Here is a 16,810-nt window from a genome sequence, read left to right on the forward strand (position 1 = left end):
AGCCCTCTCCGGCCACGGTGGGCTCCATCTCAGCGCGCCAGCGCCAACCGCAGGTCGGCGAGCCAGCCCGACGTCGGGCCGCAGGTGAGCAGTCCGCTGCCGGCACCGGCGAGCTCGCCGGCCGCGGGGGACAGCGCCGCGAGAGCCCGGCGCATGGTGTGGTGATCGTCCAGGTTGATCGCAGCCCGGGCCACGAGGCACCACAGCGCCTCGAGGAGGTGACCGGGTGGGGGATCGGAGAGGTCGCGCAGGGCGCGGGCTGCGTCGTCGGGCAGGTTCTGGGTGAGAAGGATGAGCGGGCGGACCCAGGGTTCGTAGGGACCCCACTGGATGCTGGGGTCGGTGGGCACCGGGCGGTCGTGCTGGAGGCGGAGGGTGAGTAGGGCGAGGGGCAGCAGCCCGTGCTCGAGGCCCGGCATCCCGGCTCCCTCGAGGGCCGCTGCTGCGGCGCGGTAGCTCTGTGCGACGTCGGTCGCCGGCTGGGCTGTGAGCGCGAGCCGCAGCGCGCGGTACCACCCGGTGAAGACGGCGACGAGCGGTGACTCGTACTCGGCTGCCAGGTCGTCGGCTGCGCGGGCATGGGCGTCGGCGCGATCAAGATCACCGAGCGCACATTGGGACTGGAGCTGGATCAGGTGTCCAAGGAGTTCGTAGGTGGTGAGGTCGTGGCGGGAGGACAGTGCGACGAGCTCCGCGCCGATGGCGTCGCGGCGGGCCGCCAGACCGGCCCGATGGAAGGTCTGCATGAAGACGCCGTTGAGGGCGAAGGCCAGGAGAGCGGGGTCGTCGAGGTGCCGCGCGAGCGCTTCGGCCTCGGTCGCGGCGCTCCGACCCCGTGGCTCGGTCGTCCCACGGGACTCGATCGCGATCGTGGCGAGCAGGCGCGCCCGGCTCGCGTCCTGGCCCGAGGGGAGCGCCGCGAGTGTGCGCTCCGCCGCGGCGACGACCTGCTCCGCCTGCTCGGCGTCGTCTGATCGCGTCCATATTGCCGGCACGTCATAGGCGCCGATGACCCGGGCCGTGAGAGTGATGTCGCCGAGTTCCTCGGCGGCGAGGATGGTCGCCAGGCGTTGGCGGCGGGCGGCTTCGAGCCCCGTGCCTCCGGTGATGGCGAGGCTGCGCAGCAGATCGACGGTCGAGCGGAGCCGTGACCGGACACCCGGCGTAGTGTCGCCGGGACCCGTGCTCCGCTCGTAGGTCGCCGCTGCCTCCGCCCAGACCAGCCCGGCGCCGTCGTCGGGCCATGGGTGCAGGTCGAGGTAATCGGCGTGGTTGAGGACGTCGACCTCGAGGCGTCGGAGCGCGGAACCGGGGTCGACGCCGAGCTGGTCGACCAGTAGGGTGCGGGCCCGCCGGAGCACATCGAGGGCCTCGCCCTGACGCCCGGTGCGGTACAGGGCGAGAGCCAGCAGCCGCCACCCTTCTTCGCGCCAGGGGTGCTCGGCCACGTGGGCGTCGAGGTCGGGAACGGCGTCGGCGGCGCGTCCCAGGTCCAGCAGCGAGGCGGCGAGCAGCTCCACGGCGTGCAGCCGCAGCTCGGTCAACCGTGAGCGTTCCGCGCGTGCCCAGTGCTCGTCGGCGAGGTCCGCGTAGGCGGGTCCGCGCCACCAGGCCAAGGCCTCGCGGAGCGTCGACTGGGCGTCACCGGGGGAGAGCGTCCGGGCGGCGCGGACTGCCCGCTCGAATCGTGACGCGTCGAGGGACGACGGATCGGTTCGCAGGGCGTAACCCGTCCCGTCGGTGACGATGAGCATCGCGGGCGCCCGAGGAGGGCGATCCGGTTCGAGGGCGCGACGCAGGTCGCCGACGAAGGTGCGGATCGCGCCGACGGCGTGCGCGGGAGGGGCGACCCACAGGTCGTCGACGAGCATCGACAGGGGCACCGTCCGCCCGCCCGCGACGACCAGGCGCGCGAGGACCGACCGGTGCTTGGGCCCGCGCAGCGAGATCCGCTCGCCGGCCTCATCCCACGCGGTCACGGGTCCGAGGACTCCAAGCGTGACAGCCACACGGTCCTCCTCTCACTGAGCGTCTCGGGACCACAGTACGGCCGCCGACGGTGAGCGCGGCGGGGTCACTGATCAGGTGCTGATCCGCGCGGGGCAGCCTGGAGCCTCCACCGAACCTCAACTGAACGGATCACCCGCCATGACGCTCGTCATCCCCGATGCCACCTACCGCCGTATCCCTGTCGCCGACGGGGTGAGCCTCAACGTCGCCGTCGCCGGGACCGGCAGCCCGGTCATTCTGCTGCACGGCTTCCCCCAGACTCACCTCATGTGGCGCCACGTCGTGGCAGACCTCATGCAGGACCACACGGTGATCGTCCCGGATCTGCGTGGATACGGCGACAGCGACAAGCCAGCCGAGCTTGATGCCACGACCTACTCCAAGCGCACGATGGGAGACGACGTCGTGGCGCTCGCCGCGGCGCTCGGGCACGACACCTTCGCCCTGGTCGGCCATGACCGCGGTGCGCTCGTGGCCTTCCGGACGGCGATGGACCACCCAGAGAACGTCACCCACCTCACCAGCCTCGACGTCCTGCCGACCTTGGACATGTGGGACGTGCTCCACGGCGCGAACGCCGCGGTGGGTTTCCACCTCTACCTGATGGCGCAGCCGCCTGGTCTTGCCGAGACGATGATCTCGAATAGCGCCGACGTCTTCTTCGGCCACTTCCTCGACGCCTGGACCAAGGATCCCGCGGCGATCCCGGCCGAGTACCGCTTGGCCTACCTCGCCGCGAGCGCGGGAGCGGTGCCGTCGATCGTCGCGGACTACCGCGCGACCGCGAGCATCGACATCGCCCATGACCAGGCCGACCTCGACCTCGGCACGACGCTCTCGATGCCGGTGACGGTGATCCAGCAGGACTGGGGTTCTGCCCTCGGCTACGACGCGGCAGCGGTGTGGCGGGCATGGGCGCCGCGTCTGACGCACTACACGACGGACGCCGGTCACTTCATGGCCGAGGAGGTCCCCGCAGAGATCGTGGCCGCAGTTCGCGAACTCCTGGCGACCTGACCACCGACGTGGGGACCGGAGAGCCTGCCCTCCGGACGCGAAGAGCGATAGCGTCGACCTCATCGATGAGAGCGGGGGATGGTCATGCCGGTCTGGTTGCTATTTGTAGGGATCCTCCTCACCGCGCTCACGGTGGGTCTCGGGTTCGTGGCGATCCTGGGTGCAACCCTCGGCAGGCGTGTCCGCAAGGGCCGCAAGACCGGCCGCTACACCGCCACCCCGGGCAACTCCTCCGACAACAGCTCCTCGTCGAGAATCGGCGGCGTCTGACGCAGACACTCCAGGTGCGGGCTGCAGCAGCAGCTACAGTTCGGCGCTCGCAGTGGGTGGCGAGGATGGCCGACCGCCGATGGACCACTTCGCGCCTGGCCAACATGGTCACCCCTGCTGGCGTAGCTGCTTGCCCCAGTCCGCGTAGAACTGGCGCAGCGCGGGTATCTGTCCCGGGTCGACATCAAGCTCGTCGTCATGGATCACATCGAGTTGGTCGATCATCTCGGCAAGAACGGACGGAAGGAATCCCGCATCACGCTCGGCGGCCAAGTCGATGAGTCGGTCACGACCAAACAGTTGAGCGAGAGCGTGCACGTCGACGAAGTCTCGCGGCTCGCCGCGCCCAAACAAGGCAAGGGTCTTCTGACCTGCGCTTTCCTCGACCGCCAACGTGGGCCCGAGGACGGAGACCGTCGGAGGGATGATCGGCGAAGCGTCCTCTGCGAGATCAACGATGACGATCTCGCCGCTTGTTGCGGTCAGTGAAAGCCGGACGAATCCAGGAAACTCGCGTTCGATGGTGCATGTCCAGCCCCTCTGTCGGGCGAGGATATCTAGGGCCCGGGAGGCTCCTCCTACATCGCCCCGGCCACGGCTCGTGAACAGGTCGAGATCCTCGGTGCTGCGATCCACGATCTTGTTGGCGATGAGGGCGGCTCCGCCCGCGACGACAAAGCCGTGCGACTCGTCGAGCGTGAAGAACGTCTGGGCGACCTCTTGCTGGAAGGCGGTCAGACCCCCTCGAGTGGGGAGGCTAGCCACGGTCGACCCGAAGGGCATCATCGATGAGTGGCTGCCAGGCATCGCGTACTTCTCGGGGCAGTCGCAGGTCGTCCCACATGTCGACGAGCAGGGCGCCGTCGATGAAGTCCAAGAGGTCCTGCTCGGTGCCCTCGGTCATCACGGCCCTGTAGACGAGAGCGCGTTCTCGCCTATCGGCAAGGTTGTACTCCCGAGGCGGACCCGACCAGTGTGTTCGTGCCGGGAGCGCGGTCGTGCGAAGTGCGTCCTTGAGGAGGAGCCGAGGAATGCGATCAGGCACGGACAGAGGGCGGCCGCGTCGAGTGAAGATCGTCGTGAACTGCACGGGCTTGTCATCGAGGACGACCTGTTGGCCGGTTGCCGCGATCAGCCGATCGAAGGTGGCGATGGTCGGGGACTTGTGACCATTCTCGTAGGCGGACACGGCGGTGCGCGATGTCGCAGCGCGGCGCGCGAGTTCGTCAGTCGTCAGATGTGCGCGCTTGCGCGCGCTGCGCAGGATTTCAGCACTCTTCATCGGTACGGCCTCCTCGCTTGAACTCCAACGTATCTGATCATATGACATCGGCACGGGACTTGTCGTGGTACTGACCACTGAGGCCCGCCAAGAGAGAACCCCCTCCCGTCCGCTTCATCCGGGCAGATCGATCCCGGCTCGGGGGCTATGACCGAGACGTGGACCGGCAGCGGTACGGGGTCGTCGAGCATCGGGAGCGGCTGAGGCCCCGTCAGTCGCCCGCCGTGGCTCCTGTGCCGTCGAGCACCTCAAGGTAGTGCGGGTTCTGCATGACGCCCAGAATGTTGCCGAAGGGGTCGACGACGGCCGCCGTGCGGAAGCCGTTCCCGCGGTCGGTGATCGCCTGATACTCGGTCGCGCCGAGGGCGACCAGGCGTTCGACGGTGCCCTCGAGGTCGTCGACGTGCCAGTTGACGAACTGCCCCGCCGGCGCGGGCGGGAGCGGGGGTGCGTACCGGGCGTCGATGATGCCCAGCTCGTGCTGATAGTCCCCGACGCGGAACTCGACGTACCCAGGCACGTGGAAGTAGGCGGGGATGCCGAGCACCTCGCTGTACCAGGCCTCGGCGGCGTCCAGGTCTGCGGCGTAGCTGGTGGCGGTCGCGAATCCTCTGAGCATGGTGTTCTCCTTGGTTGAGATGGTGACTCCAGCATCGACCTCATAAGTAGTCATCCTCTGAGCACTTTGATGGCGATACTTGAGACATGCGAGCTGATCGACTGGTGGCCACCCTCCTGGTGCTGCAGGCGCGTGGTCGCGTGAGCGCGGCCGAGCTCGCCAAGGAGCTGGAGACATCCGTGTCGACGGCGCGCCGCGACCTGGAGGCGCTCTCGACGGCCGGCATCCCGGTCTATCCGCAGCCGGGCCGAGGGGGCGGATGGCAGCTTCTCGGCGGTGCCCGGACCGACCTGAGCGGTCTGACCTCGGACGAGGCCCGTGCACTGTTCCTGCTGGTCGGCCCGGCAGCGGCGCTCGACCCCGGAGCCAAGTCCGCACTGCGCAAGCTGGTCCGGGCCCTTCCCGAGACGTTCCGGGCCGACGCCGAAGCAGCAGCAGAAGCGATCATGGTGGACCTGGCGGGCTGGGGTGCCGCTCCGCGGGACCGCCCGCAATACGTCAACCAGCTCGAGTCGGCCGTGGTGAGCCGCAGACGGGTGTGCCTTACCTACACCGGCTGGGACAAGGACCCGGTCGACCGTCTCGTCGACCCCTGGGGCCTGGTACGGAAGGGCGAGGTCTGGTACCTGCTCGGCGCGACCGACGGAGCCGAGCGCACCTACCGCGTGGAGCGGATCACAGACCTGGAGATCACCGACCAACCGGCCCAGCGGCCGCCCCGAGGTGGCCTGGAGGCGGCATGGGCGCGGGTCCTCGACGACGTACGTGGGCTGCGTGCCCGCGCCTCCGCGACGGTGACCGTCGACGCTGAGGTCCTGCCGTGGCTCCGCTCGACCTTCGGCCCGGAGTCGATCCAGCAGGACACGGTCATCGAGGGCCGAGCCCGTGTGGTGATCACCGCCCCCACGGCGGAGATCATCGCGCGAGGTCTGGTCGGCTGGGCCGAGCGCATCGACGTGCACGGGCCCGCCTCGGTGCGGGCCGAGATCGCCCGGCTCGGATCGATGGCCGTCGACCGCAACACCCCGGGAGGCCCCGCGGAAGGCTAGGGAGTGCCCTAACCGAAGACGACCGTGCCGTCCTCGGCGATGCACCACCCCGGGTTGTGCGCGATCTCCCAGATCACACCGTTCGGGTCCTGCACGTGGGCATGGAAGACGCCGCCGAACTGCCCCGCCCGGGGCGATTTCAGGATCGTCCCGCCGGCCGTCTCCATGGCGGCCACGAGCTTGATCACCTCGTCCGGGCTGTCGACGTTGTGGGCCAGGGTGACGCCGGAGACCTGGGAGCGATCCTGGCCGGACTCGAGGTCCTCGTTGAACTTCTCGGCGTCGAAGAATCCCAGTACGAGGCCTGGTCCGGTCTGGAAGAAGATGATCTCGCCCTCGACGTCGGCCAGCGGAGTCCATCCCAGGGCCCGGTAGAACGTCCGCGTGGCGCTCAGATCCGCGGTGGCCAGGGTGATGAAGTGCAGTCGCTGATGCATGAAGTGCCCCGTTCGGTGTCTGGACGCGTGAAGTGGAACGTGTCGATCAGGTGCCGCCGACAACCTCGGCGAACAGGTCCGCGTGCTCACCCAGTGCCGTGACCCCGGCCGCGGTTGCCGCGTGATGGCGAGGGGACCCCTTCGCGAACCACGAGTAGTAGTTGCGGGCCAGGATCGCCGAAGTGTTGTCAGGCCCGCCCAGCGCGCGGATCTGGGTCGTGGTGCGCTCGCCGTGGGCGTCGAGGATGGCCACGATCGCCAGGCTCCGTTCCTTGTAGACGGTGAGGATACGACGTCGGACAACGCCGCCGGCGTTGCGGCTCCCGGTGCGTCCGGTGTGCTCGGTGAGCACCGCGAGACGCTTCTTGACGTTGGTGCGCACCGCCCGCGCGGGGGCGGGGTGGACGGCCGCGTCCACCTGACCGACGCCGGCCTCGGTGAACGCGACGAAGAGCAACCCGATCTCCAGTCGCCGGCACAGCCGCACGATGTCGTCATGGCGCGGCGCCCGGTACCCGCCCTTGGGCAGCGGGATCGCGACATACACGCCGTCGGCGACAAGCTGGCGACGCGAGGCCTGGAACAGCAGCTCGATCGTGAAGCCGGTCTTCAGCTCGACGACGATGAGCTCCTCGCCGCGCACGGCGGTCACATCGCAGTCCTTGACCTCACCCTTGACCTCGTAGCCGAGGCCCTCCAGGAACGCCTTGACCGGCGGGTACAGGTCGGTCTCCTGCAGAGCGGGGGCGCGGACCGCCATCGTGCGGGGCCTCCTTCGACGTCGGGCTGGGTGTGGGCTTCCACGCTACCTGCCCGACGGCGCCCGCCCGGCAGGCGCGGCGGCCTGCGGTGCCGCTGTGGCTTGAGGGGCCGGTGGATCGGGAGCCCGGTCGACGATCTTGGCGAGGCGAGAGCGGGTGCGGTTCTTCGAGGCGAGGGACCTGACAACCGGCGACGGGTCGTCTAACAGGCGCCGGAAGACCGGCAGGCCGGCGGCGGAGTCGGCGGCCACAGCGACGCTCCAGGCGTACTCGAGCGTCTTGCGCAGCGACACCCATGCATCCGTGCGCCGGGTCGCCGCGTCCGCGGAGGCAAACAGTGTGGTGGCCCTGCCGCAGGACGCCAGGGCGGCGGCCGCCGCCTCGGGGGCGTGGAGCAGGCGGGGCTCGCAGATCGTGGCGAGGGCCGCGCGCACGAGCCGCGGGTCCTCGGAGAGCGTCCACGTGCTGATGGCGGACGCGACCGGTGATGCGGGGCCCCAGACCGCGCTCGCCGGCGCGATGACGTCAGCCGCGAGCTGCAGGCCTCGCGCGACGCCCTCGCGCACGCGCCACCGGTCGTCGCGAGCGCGCTCCGTGAGGACGCCCAGGAGCGCCGCGAAGGTTTCAGTGCCGACCTCGGTGCCCGCCATCGCGCGTCCGACGCCCGCGGTGCCGCATGTGGCCAGGTACTCGTCCGTCTCGCCAGACAGGCGACGAAGGGTGGTGAGGTCCACCTCGGCGGCGCAGCGGTCGACGAGGGAGAGGTTGGCGCGCGGGCCGGGCAGGCCCGAGCCGGCGAGGAGATGGGCGCGCAGGTCGAACACGGAAAGGGATCCGAGGTCAGGGGGTGAGAGCGGCACGGCGAGTTCCTCCTTCGACCAGCATCGCTCGGATCGTAGGACCGGGCCACGGCGGTACGACGGGTCCTAGGTCCCGTCCGCCACGAACGCTGCGTGGTTAGTGTCGAGATGGAGGTGGATCATGGTGCGACCGACGACCAAGGAAGAGCTGCTCCGTGCGAGCGACGACGGTCTCCAGGCGGTGTGGGACGGAGCCGCCGAGCTCGGGGAGGGTGCGCGGTGGGACGACCCCGATGACCGCGACCACAGCGTGCGAGACGTCGTCGGACATCTACGTGAGTGGCAGCGGATGATGCTCGGCTGGTACGACGACGGGATGGCCGGCCGCGCGCCTGTGATGCCCGCCCCCGGTCACACGTGGCGGACGACGCCGGCCCTCAATGCGGAGATCTGGGTGCGCTACCAGGACACGACCGAGCTGGAGGTGCGCGAGGGGCTCGCCGAGACCCACGCGCGACTGAGGGCGATCATCATGTCCCATACCGAGGACGAGCTCTTCGAGAAGACGCGGTATCCATGGACGGGGAGCACGTCGCTCGGGTCGTATGTCGTCTCGGCGACGTCGAGCCACTACGCGTGGGCCGCGACGAAGCTCCGGCGGCGGCGCGTGGCGGTGGCCTAGGCCATTTCGGCGCGCGCTGCCGGGACCTTGTGCCCTCAGAAGTGCAGATTCCCCTGCCTAGATTGAGCGGAGACGCAATTTCTTGAGTTAAGAACGCCCCCGGAGGATTCATGCCCGACGCTGCGATCGACGACCTTCTCACACAGGACGGCGGCACCCCACGCCGCTCGTTCCTGAAGTGGTCCGCTGCTGTAGGCGGTGGCGCGGCGGCGCTCGGGGCCGGCGCGTACTTCGGGGTGCTGCCCGGCATCGGTCCGGAGAATGCGGCGCACGCCGAGTCCGGCTCGGGGATCGATCGCACAGTGTGGTCCGCGTGCGTCGTGAACTGCGGTTCGCGCTGCCCTCTGCGATACCAGGTCAAAGATGGCACGATCGTGCGGGTCCTCCCGGACAACACGGGCGACGACGGTCTGCTCACGCGCCAGATCCGCGCATGTGTCCGCGGACGCAACATGCGCCAGCGCATCTACAACCCGGACCGCATCAAGACCCCGCTCAAGAGGGTCGGCCCGCGCGGCAGCGGGCAGTACGAGGCGATCTCCTGGGACGAGGCGCTCGACCTCTTCGCCGACAAGCTCAAGCACACGATCGACACGTACGGCAACGAGTCGATCTATAAGAACTACGGATCAGGCGTGTGGAATGCTCATCTCGGAACCAGCGGTGGGTGGGAGCGCCTGTTCAACCTGCTCGGCGGCTTCCTCGGCTACTACGGGAACTACAGCTACGCGCAGATCCTGACCGTCACCCAATACCACTACGGTGCACCGGATGAGCAGATCTCGAACAGTTTCGAGGACAGCGTGACCAACTCGGACATGCTCGTCCTGTGGGGCAACAACCCGCAGGAGACCCGTATGTCCGGGGGCGGAAACACGTTCACGTCGGCCGCGGCGATGAAGAACAACAACCTCAAGATCGTTGTGGTCGACCCCCGTCACTCGGACTCAGCCGCGGTCCTGGCTGATGAGTGGCTTGCCCCCCGCCCCGGCTCGGACGCCGCTCTCGTGGCCGGGATGGCACACGTCATGATCAGCGAAAATCTGCACGATCAGGCGTTCCTGGACAAGTACTGCCAGGGCTTCGATGAGGCGCACATGCCCGAGGGCGTCCCCGCGGGGCATTCCTACATGTCCTACGTCATGGGCCTGGGACCGGACGGGATCGAGAAGACCCCCGCCTGGGCAGCGCAGATCACCGGCGTCACCGAACGGCAGATCGCCAGCTTCGCTCGAGACCTCGCCAACGCCCGGGCCGCGAACATCACTCAAGGGTGGGGACCGCAACGGCACGCCAACGGTGAGAACCAGGCACGCGCGATCTACACGCTGGCCGCGATGACCGGGAACGTCGGGATCCCCGGCGGTGGCACAGGTGGGCGCGAGGGCTACTACTGGCCGATCACCAGCTGGTTCCCCGACGGGGAGAACCCCGTCAAGACCCAGATCTCCATGTTCGGCTGGACCGACGCGGTCGAGCGCGGGCCGGAACTGACGGCACTGAAGGACGGCATCCGCGGCAAGGACAAGCTCGACGTCGGCATCAAGTTCATGCTGCAGTACGGCGGGAACATGCTCTCGAGCCAGCATGCGGATATCAACCGAACGCGCAAGATCCTCACAGATGAATCCCTGTGCGAGTTCATCTGCGTCGTGGACAACCAGATGACAGCGTCCGCCAACATGGCGGACCTGATCCTTCCTGACACCACAACCGCGGAGCGCTGGGACCTCGTGCCGAGCGAGTACACCGGCGACATGGCGTACCTGATCATGGCGGAGAAGGCGATCGAACCGCTTTTCGACTCCAAACCGGCCTATGAGATGTGCGTCGGGATCGCCCAGCGGATGGGAATCGAGCAGGAGTTCACCGAGGGGCGCACTCTCGAGGAGTGGGCCCGCTGGATGCAGGCGGAGACAGTGCGTGAGCACCCCGAGTTCCCCACCTTTGACGAGCTGCGCGTGCAGGGCGTCTACCGGTATTACAACCCCGAGGGCCTCACTGTTGCGCTCAAGGACTTCCGGGACGACCCGGATGCGAACCCGCTCGCGACGCCGTCGGGCAAGATCGAGATCTTCTCGACCGGTCTGTGGGAGATGGCCAAGACCTGGGAGTTCCCGGACCCGCTGCCCGGTGATGTCATCACCGCCCTGCCCGAGCACGTCGATACCTGGGAAGGGCCAGTCGAGGCTCGAACGAACAAGGAGTTCCCACTCCAGGTGATCGGACACCACTTCAAGGGACGCGTCCACTCGACCTATGGGAACCTCACCCTGCTCAAGGAGGCTCACCCCCAGATGGTGTGGATCAACACGATGGATGCTGACGCGCGCGGAATCGTCGAAGGCGACCTCGTCGAGGTCTTCAACAACCGCGGCCGCATCCGCATCCCGGCGCGTGTCACACCGCGCATCATGCCCGGGGTGCTCTCGGTCCCGCAGGGTGCGTGGTTCAAGCTCGACGCGGACGGCGTCGACATCGGTGGCGCGGTCAACACGTTGACCAAGATCCACCCGACACCGATCTCCAAGGGGAACCCGCAGCACACGGCACTCGTCCAAGTAGTGAAGGCCTGACTCATGCACCTGTCCGCAACCGACGGCCCGGTGGACTCCCGGGTGGCCGCACTGGCCTCCGACACCGGGGCGCTCGCTCAGACTCTCGACGCCTTTGCAGCCAGCTTTGGAGCCCTGGCCGGGCTCCTGCTGGCTGCGCCGGTCCCAGATGTGCAGAATCGGGTCCGCGAACCTGAGCTGCTGGCGCAGTGGCCCCTGAAGGAACAGCCTGATTGCCAGCGGGGCATCAGCCTGCTCCTGGAATCCGGTGCCAACGCGGAAAGCGTAGAGGTGATCCATCGCGACTACAACGAGTTGTACGTGGGCCCGCACCGGGTCAAGGTCTCCCCGTACGAGTCGGTGCACCGGTCCGCAGAGGGCCTGCTGTTCGACGAGGAGACCTTGCAGGTGCGCGACGCCTATGCAGGCTTCGGCCTGGTGGCGCCGAAGCTCAACAAGGAGCCCGATGACCATCTGGGACTCGAGCTCGGCTTCGTGTCGACGTTGTGTGTACGCGGTTTGGAGGCGATCGAGGCGAAGGACCAATCCGTGCTCGTCGGGACGCTGCGCGGCCTCCTCGCCTTCCTTGACGAACACCTGCTCGTGTGGGCGCCGGACTGCTTCGCCCGCACAGAGAAGGTCGCGACGACATCGTTCTATCAAGGGGTGGGAGCCCTCGGCTCGGGGACGTGCCTGGCAGCGGAGGCGATTCTCCTGAGCGAGACGCATCAGCCCAGCCCTGGCCGTTGAGGCCGCCGACCGGGCGCCACGTCGTGCCCGGTCATCCCCAGACGGCCATCCGTACCCCGAGCGTCACCATGACGACGGCGATGAGCGCATCGAGCACCTGCCAGGACCGCGGCCGGGCGAAGACCGGCCGTAGCAGCCGGGCGCCGAAGCCGAGGGCGAAGAACCACACGAAGCTCGCGGTGATGGCTCCGCCCACCCACCACCAGCGCTCGTCGGGTCCCTGCTGGTTGGCGACTGAGCCGAGGAAGACCACCGTGTCGAGGTAGACGTGCGGGTTCAGCCAGGTCAGGGTGAGCACCGTGGTCATCGCGATACGGAGCGGCACCGACGACGACGTTGCGTCAGGGACGAGGGTCGCCGGGCGGGCCGCCGACCGCGCCGCGAGTGCGCCGTAGGTGATGAGGAAGGCGGCCCCGAGCACGCGCACGACCAGCAGGACGGATGGGGCGGACTCGATGACGGAGCCGACTCCGACCACTCCCGCAGTGATGAGCACGGCGTCGGACAAGGCGCACACGAGGACGACGGGCAGCACCGTGCGGCGTCGGTCGCTGATCCCCAGCCGCAGCACATAGGCGTTCTGGCTGCCGATCGCCACGATGAGGGCGAGGCCCGTGGCCAGGCCGGTCAGGGCGGGGACGGCGGTGGTCGTGAAGGTCACGGCTCTCACGCTAGAGCCCAAATCATCTGCAGTACAGTGAATGTTTCTCTGAGTGATGAAGGGTTGCTAATGACGACGTTTCAGCTCGATCACCTGCAGACCCTGGCTGCGCTCGTCGACGAGGGCACCTTCGACGCCGCCGCGCGCCGCCTGCACGTGACGCCCTCCGCCGTCTCCCAGCGGGTGCGCGCGATGGAACAGGTGGCCGGGAAGACGCTCGTGCAGCGCACCACCCCGGTGCGGACCACTCCAGCCGGCGACGTCGTCCTGCGCTACGCCCGGCAGGTCCTGCTGCTCGCGCGGGACGCCGAGGCCGAGCTGGGGCTCGAGGCCCAGGACCGGGGACGGACCTCGATGGCGATCGCAGTCAACGCGGACAGCCTCGCGACCTGGTTCCTCGATGCGCTCGCAGCGGTGCCACGCGAGCTCGGCGTTGTCTTCGACATCCGGCGCGAGGACCAGGACCACAGCGCTGCCCTGCTGCGGTCGGGGACCGTCATGGCCGCCGTGACCGCAACCCCGGACGCCGTCCAGGGCTGCACGTCGCGGGCGCTGGGCACCATGCGCTACCGGGCGGTGTGCAGCCCCGCCCTGATCGGGCGTGCAGGCGCCGACCGTGCAGGCGCTGACCGTGCAGGCGCGGCCCCGGATCCGGCCCGACTCGATGATGCGCCGATGGTCGTCTTCGACCGCAAGGACGACCTCCAGGATCGCTTCCTGCGCGACGCCGGCGCGTCCGCCGCGCGCTCGCCGAGACACTACGTGCCCACCTCGGACGGGTACGCGCGAGCCGTGGTCAGCGGCCTCGGCTGGGGCCTGCTGCCCGAGCAGCAGTGCCTCGACCACATCGCCTCCGGAGACCTCGTCGAGCTGGCCCCGAGCGCTCCGGTCGACGTCCTGCTGTTCTGGCAGCGGTGGTCCCTGGCGTCACCGCTGCTCGACGAGGTGACCAGGGCGGTCGAGGCCGCAGCCCGCGCCCACCTGATCGCCCCGGTCGGACAGACAGCACGCCGACGGGCCGATCCTACCGGTTGACAGCCCCGGGGAGTGCGCGGATTCTCGACAAAGGGAAGGTCTTGCCCGGGCCGCGGCGGACCGCTCGCCCGAATGCCCGTTGCCGCTCCACCGGGGAGTCACTATGTCGCGCATCGCAGGCTGGATCACCCACCCCTTCGCCAAGTGGGTCGTCATCGGCTTCTGGGTGGTGGTCGCGCTCGCGCTGAGCCCGCTCGCGGGCAAGCTCACCGCCGCGCAGGACAACGACGCGAAGTCGTGGCTCCCGGCGAGCGCGGAGTCGACCCAGGTGCTCAACATCGCGAGCAGCTTCACCTCCCCGAACACGATCCCCGCGGTCGTCGTCTACGTCCGTGAGTCCGGCCTGACGCCGCAGGACCTCGCGAAGGTCACCGCCGACGCCGCGACCTTCGGTGCTCTCGGCACCCTCGACGGCAAGGTCACCGGCCCCATCCCGTCCGAGGACGGTCAGGCCGCCCAGGTCATCGTTCCCCTCGACCTCGGCTCCGAGGGCTGGAACCTCGCGGCCGACGCCGTCGCAAGCCTGCGTGCGACCGCCGAGCAGGGCGCCGACGGTCTACAGGTCTACGTGACTGGCCCGGCCGGGCAGGCCGCCGACTCCTCCAAGGCATTCCAGGGGATCGAGTCGACGCTGCTCTACGCGGCCGCCGGAGTCGTCATCATCATCCTGCTGCTCACCTATCGCAGCCCCATCCTGTGGTTGCTGCCGCTGATCACCGCGGGCGTCGCGCTCACCGTCGCCCAGGCGGTCATCTACGTCATGGTTGGCCACACCACGCTGACCGTCAACGCCCAGAGCGCGGGGATCCTCACCGTGCTCGTCTTCGGTGCAGGGACGGACTATGCCCTCCTGCTCATCGCCCGGTACAGGGAGGAGCTGCGCCGCCACTCCGGCAAGCACGAGGCCATGTCCCTTGCCTTGCACCGGGCGGCCCCGGCCATCGCCGCGAGCGGGGCGACCGTCGCGGTCGGCATGCTCTGCCTGCTCTTCGCGCAGATGCGGTCGACCAGTGGACTCGGTCCGGTCGCCGCCATCGGGATCATTGTGGCGCTGCTGGTCACCCTGACCCTGCTGCCGGCGCTGCTTGTGGCCTGCGGGCGCTGGGTGTTCTGGCCTCGGGTACCCCACCTGGGCGACCCTCAGCCCAGCGAGCACGGGATGTGGGCCCGCGTCGGCCAGCGGATCTCCCACGCGCCGCGCCGCACGTGGGTCGTCACCTCGCTCATCCTGGCGGTCTTGAGCATCGGCATCGTCCAGCTCAACGCGAACGGGTTGACCAGTGCGGAGTCCTTCCGGGGCGAGCAGCCCTCGATCGCCGGCGAGCAGGTGCTCGCCGAGCACTTCCCGGCGGGCACAGGCTCGCCAGTGGTCGTCGTGTCCGACGCCGCAGCGGCCAGCGCTGTCCGCGCAGCTTTCGCGGGGGTTGAGGGCATCGAGGCCAGCTCGGTCTCCGAGCCCGTCGTGGTGGGGGGCCACGCATACATGGAGGGCACGCTCACCTCCGAGCCGGACAGCCAGGCGGCCTTCGACACGGTCGACCGGGCCCGTGAGGCCGTCCATGCGGTCCCGAGCGCCGACGCCCTCGTCGGGGGCGTCACCGCATTGACCCTGGACGTCAAACGGGCATCAGCGGCCGACAACCGCCTCATCATCCCGATCATCCTGGCCACGGTCTTCCTCATCCTCTGCCTGCTGCTGCGGGCGATCACCGCGCCGCTGATCCTCGTGGCGACAGTCGTGCTGTCCTTCGCGGCCGCGATGGGCGTCAGCGCCCTCGTGTTCCGGCACGTCTTCGGCTTCGCGGGTGCGGACCCGTCCCTGCTGCTCTTCGTCTTCGTGTTCCTCGTCGCGCTCGGCATCGACTACAACATCTTCCTCATGACGCGCGTGCGCGAGGAGGCGCTGAAGTTCGGCACCCGGCGCGGCGCGCTGATCGGGCTCGCGGCGACGGGCGCGGTCATCACCTCGGCGGGTCTGGTCCTCGCCGGGACCTTCGCGGTCCTGGGGACGTTGCCGCTCGTGGCCTTCGCCGAGATCGGCTTCGCAGTCGCCTTCGGGGTGCTGCTCGACACGATCGTCGTGCGGTCGGTCCTGGTGACGGCGCTCAACCTCGACGTCGGGCGGCACATGTGGTGGCCGAGCGCGCTCGGGCGCAAGGAGGACGTGCCGGAGGAAGAGGCGACCCCGGTCGCGGTGTGACCGGCCTACTGCCGAGACGGTGCATCGGGGTCGGACTGGCCCTGCGGACTGTGGCGGAAGAGATTCTCCCGTGCGAGGAACGCCCTCTCGCGCTCTCGCGTCTCCCACTCGGGGGTGACAAATGCACGCCGTGGCGGAGGTGGGTTGGACCTCCTTGCCGCAACCGTGGCGAGCGCTGACGGCGACAGCGACAGCGCCCTCGGGGACTCAGGGGGTGCGGGCCACGACTGGACGAGATACTTCTCCACAGGCTCGTCGACCACGCTGTCGTAGGCGATGTCGCGCCCGGCTGCATGGATTCGCAACCGGTACCAGCCGGGGCCATCTCGATCGAGACGCCCGTCTGCTGGCGGCGGGTCCTCCATCCCCACCGCATGAACCCGGCCAGCGGCAACGATGCTGATCTCGACCATGTCCTCCCACCCGTCCAACTCCGTGGCCGGGGGGTCGTCGAGGCGCACCACCGTGACATCGACCGGTCCGACGGCGATGCCAGTGATCACGGTTGGAACCGCCTCAATATCAAGCAGCAGTCCGACGACAGGGTCGTCATATGGGGGTGGCCACCAGATGGCTCCACGGAGCGTCAGAAGATGACTGGTCACGTGGGTGAGGTATCGCACCGCTGCCGCCCTTCTCTTCGCTAAGCATTTATGGGGAGGCCTCTCCGTCAGGGACACGA

Annotated in this window: 17 protein-coding genes; 8 read left to right on the forward strand and 9 right to left on the reverse strand. The window is 68.9% G+C overall.

The features are described from left to right. Positions 1-29: 29 nt before the first annotated feature. Entirely contained in the window at positions 30-2,009 is a 1,980-nt protein-coding gene (locus BLQ50_RS12795; RefSeq protein ID WP_093184192.1) for an AfsR/SARP family transcriptional regulator, read from the reverse strand. A gap of 139 nt (positions 2,010-2,148) precedes the next feature. Here BLQ50_RS12795 and BLQ50_RS12800 point away from each other — a divergent pair, with 139 nt between their 5' ends. Both BLQ50_RS12800 and BLQ50_RS19085 read left to right on the forward strand, forming a co-directional pair. Then, a complete protein-coding gene (locus tag BLQ50_RS12800; RefSeq protein ID WP_093184194.1) occupies positions 2,149-3,027 on the forward strand; it encodes an alpha/beta fold hydrolase in 879 nt (292 codons plus the stop codon). Positions 3,028-3,105: 78 nt separating this feature from the next. Beyond that, positions 3,106-3,297, forward strand: coding sequence for a hypothetical protein (locus BLQ50_RS19085; RefSeq protein ID WP_093184195.1), 192 nt, complete (start codon positions 3,106-3,108; stop codon positions 3,295-3,297). A gap of 108 nt (positions 3,298-3,405) precedes the next feature. Here the strand turns inward: BLQ50_RS19085 and BLQ50_RS12810 are convergent, their stop codons facing one another. The 3 genes from BLQ50_RS12810 to BLQ50_RS12820 form a co-directional block, all read right to left on the reverse strand. Further along, on the reverse strand, positions 3,406-4,104 hold the full coding sequence (locus tag BLQ50_RS12810; RefSeq protein ID WP_093184197.1) for a nucleotidyl transferase AbiEii/AbiGii toxin family protein: 699 nt from the start codon (positions 4,102-4,104) through the stop codon (positions 3,406-3,408). Next, positions 4,055-4,627 (reverse strand): helix-turn-helix domain-containing protein, encoded by a 573-nt coding sequence (locus tag BLQ50_RS12815; RefSeq protein WP_245701196.1) that lies wholly within the window; start codon positions 4,625-4,627, stop codon positions 4,055-4,057. Before BLQ50_RS12815 ends, BLQ50_RS12810 begins: the two co-directional genes overlap by 50 nt. Before the next feature lie 163 nt (positions 4,628-4,790). After that, entirely contained in the window at positions 4,791-5,198 is a 408-nt protein-coding gene (locus BLQ50_RS12820; RefSeq protein WP_093184199.1) for a VOC family protein, read from the reverse strand. 86 nt (positions 5,199-5,284) lie between these two features. Between BLQ50_RS12820 and BLQ50_RS12825 the strand changes: the two genes are divergently transcribed. Further along, complete coding sequence (locus BLQ50_RS12825; RefSeq protein WP_093184201.1) at positions 5,285-6,247, forward strand: helix-turn-helix transcriptional regulator; 963 nt, start codon at positions 5,285-5,287, stop codon at positions 6,245-6,247. Between the two features lie 8 nt (positions 6,248-6,255). Here BLQ50_RS12825 and BLQ50_RS12830 read toward each other — a convergent pair whose 3' ends face one another. From BLQ50_RS12830 to BLQ50_RS12840, 3 genes are read right to left on the reverse strand one after another with little or no spacing between them, the layout of a single operon-like run. Then, complete coding sequence (locus tag BLQ50_RS12830) at positions 6,256-6,684, reverse strand: VOC family protein (RefSeq protein ID WP_093184202.1); 429 nt, start codon at positions 6,682-6,684, stop codon at positions 6,256-6,258. A gap of 46 nt (positions 6,685-6,730) precedes the next feature. After that, a complete protein-coding gene (locus tag BLQ50_RS12835) occupies positions 6,731-7,444 on the reverse strand; it encodes a DUF2161 family putative PD-(D/E)XK-type phosphodiesterase (RefSeq protein ID WP_093184204.1) in 714 nt (237 codons plus the stop codon). Positions 7,445-7,489: 45 nt separating this feature from the next. After that, a complete protein-coding gene (locus tag BLQ50_RS12840) occupies positions 7,490-8,305 on the reverse strand; it encodes a hypothetical protein (RefSeq protein ID WP_093184205.1) in 816 nt (271 codons plus the stop codon). Positions 8,306-8,426: 121 nt separating this feature from the next. Between BLQ50_RS12840 and BLQ50_RS12845 the strand changes: the two genes are divergently transcribed. The 3 genes from BLQ50_RS12845 (at position 8,427) to BLQ50_RS12855 (ending at position 12,232) form a co-directional block, all read left to right on the forward strand. Beyond that, positions 8,427-8,927: a ClbS/DfsB family four-helix bundle protein gene (locus tag BLQ50_RS12845; RefSeq protein ID WP_093184207.1), complete on the forward strand. Its 501-nt coding sequence runs from the start codon at positions 8,427-8,429 to the stop codon at positions 8,925-8,927. Positions 8,928-9,037: 110 nt separating this feature from the next. Beyond that, positions 9,038-11,503 (forward strand): DMSO/selenate family reductase complex A subunit, encoded by a 2,466-nt coding sequence (locus tag BLQ50_RS12850; RefSeq protein ID WP_093184208.1) that lies wholly within the window; start codon positions 9,038-9,040, stop codon positions 11,501-11,503. Between the two features lie 42 nt (positions 11,504-11,545). Then, complete coding sequence (locus BLQ50_RS12855; protein ID WP_175559123.1) at positions 11,546-12,232, forward strand: TorD/DmsD family molecular chaperone; 687 nt, start codon at positions 11,546-11,548, stop codon at positions 12,230-12,232. A 31-nt stretch (positions 12,233-12,263) separates the two neighbouring features. Here the strand turns inward: BLQ50_RS12855 and BLQ50_RS12860 are convergent, their stop codons facing one another. Then, the gene (locus BLQ50_RS12860; RefSeq protein ID WP_245701185.1) at positions 12,264-12,893 is read right to left on the reverse strand and encodes a LysE/ArgO family amino acid transporter; all 630 of its coding nucleotides are present in this window, start codon (positions 12,891-12,893) and stop codon (positions 12,264-12,266) included. Positions 12,894-12,962: 69 nt separating this feature from the next. On the opposite strand from BLQ50_RS12860, the gene BLQ50_RS12865 reads away from it, so the two are divergent. Both BLQ50_RS12865 and BLQ50_RS12870 read left to right on the forward strand, forming a co-directional pair. After that, positions 12,963-13,928 (forward strand): LysR family transcriptional regulator ArgP, encoded by a 966-nt coding sequence (locus tag BLQ50_RS12865; protein WP_093184212.1) that lies wholly within the window; start codon positions 12,963-12,965, stop codon positions 13,926-13,928. A gap of 103 nt (positions 13,929-14,031) precedes the next feature. Then, positions 14,032-16,128, forward strand: a complete 2,097-nt coding sequence (locus tag BLQ50_RS12870) for an MMPL family transporter (RefSeq protein WP_093184214.1) — start codon at positions 14,032-14,034, stop codon at positions 16,126-16,128. A gap of 5 nt (positions 16,129-16,133) precedes the next feature. On the opposite strand, the gene BLQ50_RS12875 is transcribed toward BLQ50_RS12870, so the two are convergent. Beyond that, complete coding sequence (locus tag BLQ50_RS12875; protein WP_139185820.1) at positions 16,134-16,751, reverse strand: hypothetical protein; 618 nt, start codon at positions 16,749-16,751, stop codon at positions 16,134-16,136. Positions 16,752-16,810: the final 59 nt, after the last annotated feature.

Source organism: Sanguibacter gelidistatuariae (assembly GCF_900096585.1).
GTDB classification, from domain to species: Bacteria; Actinomycetota; Actinomycetes; order Actinomycetales; family Cellulomonadaceae; genus Sanguibacter; species Sanguibacter gelidistatuariae.

Bases quoted from the DNA above. Each gene is read 5' to 3' on its own strand.
- BLQ50_RS12815 (WP_245701196.1), bottom strand. From the start codon at position 4,627: ATGTCATATGATCAGATACGTTGGAGTTCAAGCGAGGAGGCCGTACCG.
- BLQ50_RS12830 (WP_093184202.1), bottom strand. From the start codon at position 6,684: ATGCATCAGCGACTGCACTTCATCACCCTGGCCACCGCGGATCTGAGC.
- BLQ50_RS12810 (WP_093184197.1), bottom strand. From the start codon at position 4,104: ATGCCTGGCAGCCACTCATCGATGATGCCCTTCGGGTCGACCGTGGCT.
- BLQ50_RS12825 (WP_093184201.1), top strand. From the start codon at position 5,285: ATGCGAGCTGATCGACTGGTGGCCACCCTCCTGGTGCTGCAGGCGCGT.
- BLQ50_RS19085 (WP_093184195.1), top strand. From the start codon at position 3,106: ATGGTCATGCCGGTCTGGTTGCTATTTGTAGGGATCCTCCTCACCGCG.
- BLQ50_RS12835 (WP_093184204.1), bottom strand. From the start codon at position 7,444: ATGGCGGTCCGCGCCCCCGCTCTGCAGGAGACCGACCTGTACCCGCCG.
- BLQ50_RS12870 (WP_093184214.1), top strand. From the start codon at position 14,032: ATGTCGCGCATCGCAGGCTGGATCACCCACCCCTTCGCCAAGTGGGTC.
- BLQ50_RS12865 (WP_093184212.1), top strand. From the start codon at position 12,963: ATGACGACGTTTCAGCTCGATCACCTGCAGACCCTGGCTGCGCTCGTC.
- BLQ50_RS12845 (WP_093184207.1), top strand. From the start codon at position 8,427: ATGGTGCGACCGACGACCAAGGAAGAGCTGCTCCGTGCGAGCGACGAC.
- BLQ50_RS12850 (WP_093184208.1), top strand. From the start codon at position 9,038: ATGCCCGACGCTGCGATCGACGACCTTCTCACACAGGACGGCGGCACC.
- BLQ50_RS12820 (WP_093184199.1), bottom strand. From the start codon at position 5,198: ATGCTCAGAGGATTCGCGACCGCCACCAGCTACGCCGCAGACCTGGAC.
- BLQ50_RS12800 (WP_093184194.1), top strand. From the start codon at position 2,149: ATGACGCTCGTCATCCCCGATGCCACCTACCGCCGTATCCCTGTCGCC.